This is a genomic window from Nostoc sp. WHI (assembly GCF_015714725.1).
Classification (GTDB): Bacteria; Cyanobacteriota; Cyanobacteriia; order Cyanobacteriales; family Nostocaceae; genus Nostoc.
This window is the reverse complement of the sequence record NZ_WBKM01000091.1, coordinates 1-3,126: the sequence shown is the minus strand read 5'-3', so window position 1 is coordinate 3,126 and position 3,126 is coordinate 1. Positions and strand designations below refer to the sequence as shown.

The following is a 3,126-nucleotide window of genomic DNA, read 5'->3' as shown; positions in this document are numbered from 1 at the left end:
TTTACAGCAATTTTCAGGTAATTGAACCACAAAAAACGGTAAGCTAAACAGGAAGTGATTGTCAAATTAAATGCCAGTATCTTACTCCAAAGATTTGCGTGGTCGTGTGATTGCCGCTTGGTTAGAGAAGGAAGGTTCGCAACGCCAACTGGCTCAAAGGTTTAAGGTCAGCTTGTCATTTGTACGCAACGTGCTACGTTATTATCGTGAAAGTGGACAAATTGAAGCAAAACAACGTGGGGGGTACCAAAAGCCGATAATTCAGGATGAACATCTCAGCACGATCAAGTCTTTGGTGGAAAGTAAGAATGATTTGTTGCTAAGAGAATTATGCGTTGGGCTTTGCCCCGCCGCAGGCATCGCTATGCAGAACGCACAGGGACTAGTGTAAGTATCACAACAATGCATCGTGCGGTAGAAAAATTAGGTTTACGGTGTAAAAAAAAGTCTCTATGCCAGCGAACAAGATACCCCAAGAGTACAAGAGTTAAGACATGACTATCGCCGTTGGTTAGATAAAATTGATGTCAGAAACCTGATATTTGTCGATGAAGCGGGATTGAATTTATCAATGTCACGCTTGTTTGCCAGAGCAGTCAATGGCGAAAGAGCAGTTGGTAATATACCTGGTACTAAGGGTGGGAACGTGTCTTTGATTGGAGCTTTAAACCTTGATGGGCATGGTACACGCCAATACTGCCCCAATTTTAGCCACTGAGTTCTTAGCCCTTTGACCAGATTTTTCAACACAGTTCGCATTGAATCCGATGACCATAAGTTCATCGCAATTACCAAACAAACTACTAAGTGTGATGGCAATTTACGCTTTCGTGTTTCCCTACTCTCTGTCTGTCCTAACACTTGCACAATTGTTTCCGGTGGTATCGCTGTTTCTATCGCTTTTAGCACTTCCCCTGATTCAATTAAGAGTGAGACCAACGAAAATTCTTTGAGTTGCATTTAGATGCGCGTGTTTTTCAGTACAAGACTCAATTTACCTGTTTTTGTCCTTAACCGAAAAGTATTGGATGCCTATTAGGATTTACGCTTAAAAATTCGCTGAGAAAATTGGGTATAAAATTGACTTTAACGTTGCCAATCATACATTAATCGTCCATGATGATCACGCACAAGTTCCCATTCGCCATGACGATATGGTTGTCCGTGATAACGTACAGAGCGATGGCGTCGTCTATAATAATGTCGTCGATTCTGCTGGCGTTGATAATAATATTTTCCAGTCCGTTGCCGTCTATGATAACGTCGTCGAGTTCTTCGGTGAGCTAACAAAAGCTCTTCACTTTGCTCTCCAACTAATTTTGTCTGTCCATCAAGACTCTGTTCATTGAGAACATGATTGAGAGTAGTATCCTTAGCTTCAGCCAAAGCAGGTGGATAAATGAAGGCTAATAGCAGGAACACAATTGAGGATAGCTTTTTGCAACGGTTCACGTTTTTGTTTTTCCTAGACTATGGGTAATAATTTTATTTAATACTTAAGTTGAGCAACTATATAGTTCAGAATTCACAAACCTGAGTAACTAAAAAGTAATGAAAGTACTTATGTTAAATGTGAAAAAGTTCGAGTAGATTCTAATAGTAAGGACGCAGTGTTAAGCTGTTACCTCATCACCAGAAGCCACAATCACACCATTGCAGCCATCCCACTCACCATTAAGCATTAGAGCAATCTCACTAGCGGTAGCAGTTGAGTCAAATAGTAAAACAGAGTATTTTTGCTGCGGTTTTAACCAGTTATTCCAAACAATCGAGATAATATTTTTCATTTCTATAGGAATCATATTTGATTTCTGAAAAAACTAAGAGATACTACTGAGGTGTGTATCTGTCTAAGAACGAACAATGATAAACCAGGATCTACAAGCCGCGATACCTTCGGTGAGCTTCGCTAACGTAGAACTACAAGAATTTATAGATGATCGCCCAGATGCGCGTGAGGTAAGGAAAGCTTTGGCAGTTAAACTGGTTTATCAAGGTTACAAGTATGAAGAAATTCAAACAATTTTAGATGTGTCACTTGGTTCGATAACAAGCTGGAAACAAGCCTACGAGGAATATGGAATTTCGGGGCTGCACTTGAACCACAAGGGAAGAAAAGGCTACTTAACTGCTCAACAACGAGAAGAAATCTTAAGTTGGTTTCAAACAAAGGAGTGTTGGGAACTTGGCGAACTCGAATATAAATTGGCTTTTGAATACGATCTAACTTATGAATCAAAACGGAGCTATTACGATTTATTTGATGCGGCAGGAATTAGTTGGAAGAAAACTACTTCTTTGAATCCCAAAGCTGACGAGGACGCTGTTGCTGCAAAAAAAAAGAGATTGAAACACTGTTGGCAAGGCATCGGGAGGAAATCGAGACAGGAAAGTTAAAAGTATTACTGCTTGATGAATGTCATTTAATGTGGGGAGATTTAAGCGGATATGTTTGGGAAAGAGCTGATCAAGAGATAGCAGTGAGAGTTGTTAATGTACGAGATAAACAGACATACTACCGGGCAGTTGACTATCTGAAGGGAGGCTTACTGCTCAAAGCATATAACGCAGGTAACTCAGAAAATACGATTGATTATCTACGTTATTTATTAGATCAGTCGCCCAACCAAAGATTACTTCTTTTTTGGGATGGTGCTTCTTACCATCGTTCACATTTGGTTCAAAACTTTTTAGGCGAGATAAACCTAGAACTTACGCATTGACAGAAAAGTGATACTATGCAGTAAATCCCAACTTCTGTGATAGGTGTTCTAAAATAAAGTCACGAGCTACTTGAAGAGATAAATTTCTTTGGAGTTCATACCAATTTTCAATTAACTCTTCTACCCGCATTAATTCTAATTGTGTAAAAGCTCGAATTGCGCTAAAAAAGTGAGTTCTAATTGCCTCAGATGTCCTCACCATAAATCGACCAATACCACATACTTGTTTAATCGCTCTGTGGTAGCATTCAATCCCCCAATGAATTGAATGTAATGTTTTAAATTCTGTTTGGCTAATTCCAATTAGTGCATTTTCTTCAGGTATATATATCATGTAGTATCTGTGAGTTTCGTTTTTGAAACTTTTCCTAAATACTTTCACTTTCCCAAACTTTTTTAGATG

The 3,126-nt window shown here is 39.1% G+C and carries 5 protein-coding genes and 1 pseudogene; 2 read left to right on the top strand and 4 right to left on the bottom strand.

All coding sequences use genetic code 11. The annotated features are described in order from the left end of the window. Positions 1-70 precede the first annotated feature (70 nt). A complete protein-coding gene (locus tag F8S12_RS09045; RefSeq protein ID WP_230967746.1) occupies positions 71-391 on the top strand; it encodes a helix-turn-helix domain-containing protein in 321 nt (106 codons plus the stop codon). A gap of 107 nt (positions 392-498) precedes the next feature. Here the strand turns inward: F8S12_RS09045 and F8S12_RS42270 are convergent, their stop codons facing one another. From F8S12_RS42270 to F8S12_RS09030, 3 genes are all read right to left on the bottom strand, one after another. After that, positions 499-960, bottom strand: a complete 462-nt coding sequence (locus F8S12_RS42270; protein WP_442946793.1) for a transposase domain-containing protein — start codon at positions 958-960, stop codon at positions 499-501. A gap of 126 nt (positions 961-1,086) precedes the next feature. After that, entirely contained in the window at positions 1,087-1,452 is a 366-nt protein-coding gene (locus tag F8S12_RS09035; RefSeq protein WP_196515972.1) for a hypothetical protein, read from the bottom strand. Positions 1,453-1,613: 161 nt separating this feature from the next. After that, positions 1,614-1,802, bottom strand: coding sequence for a hypothetical protein (locus F8S12_RS09030; protein WP_196515971.1), 189 nt, complete (start codon positions 1,800-1,802; stop codon positions 1,614-1,616). A gap of 106 nt (positions 1,803-1,908) precedes the next feature. Between F8S12_RS09030 and F8S12_RS09025 the strand changes: the two are divergent. After that, positions 1,909-2,714 (top strand): annotated as a pseudogene (locus F8S12_RS09025) (IS630 family transposase); the annotation flags it as partial. A 22-nt stretch (positions 2,715-2,736) separates the two neighbouring features. On the opposite strand, the gene F8S12_RS09020 reads toward F8S12_RS09025, so the two are convergent. Continuing rightward, positions 2,737-3,126 (bottom strand): transposase (locus F8S12_RS09020; RefSeq protein WP_230967898.1); only part of this gene is annotated, 390 nt, incomplete at its 5' end.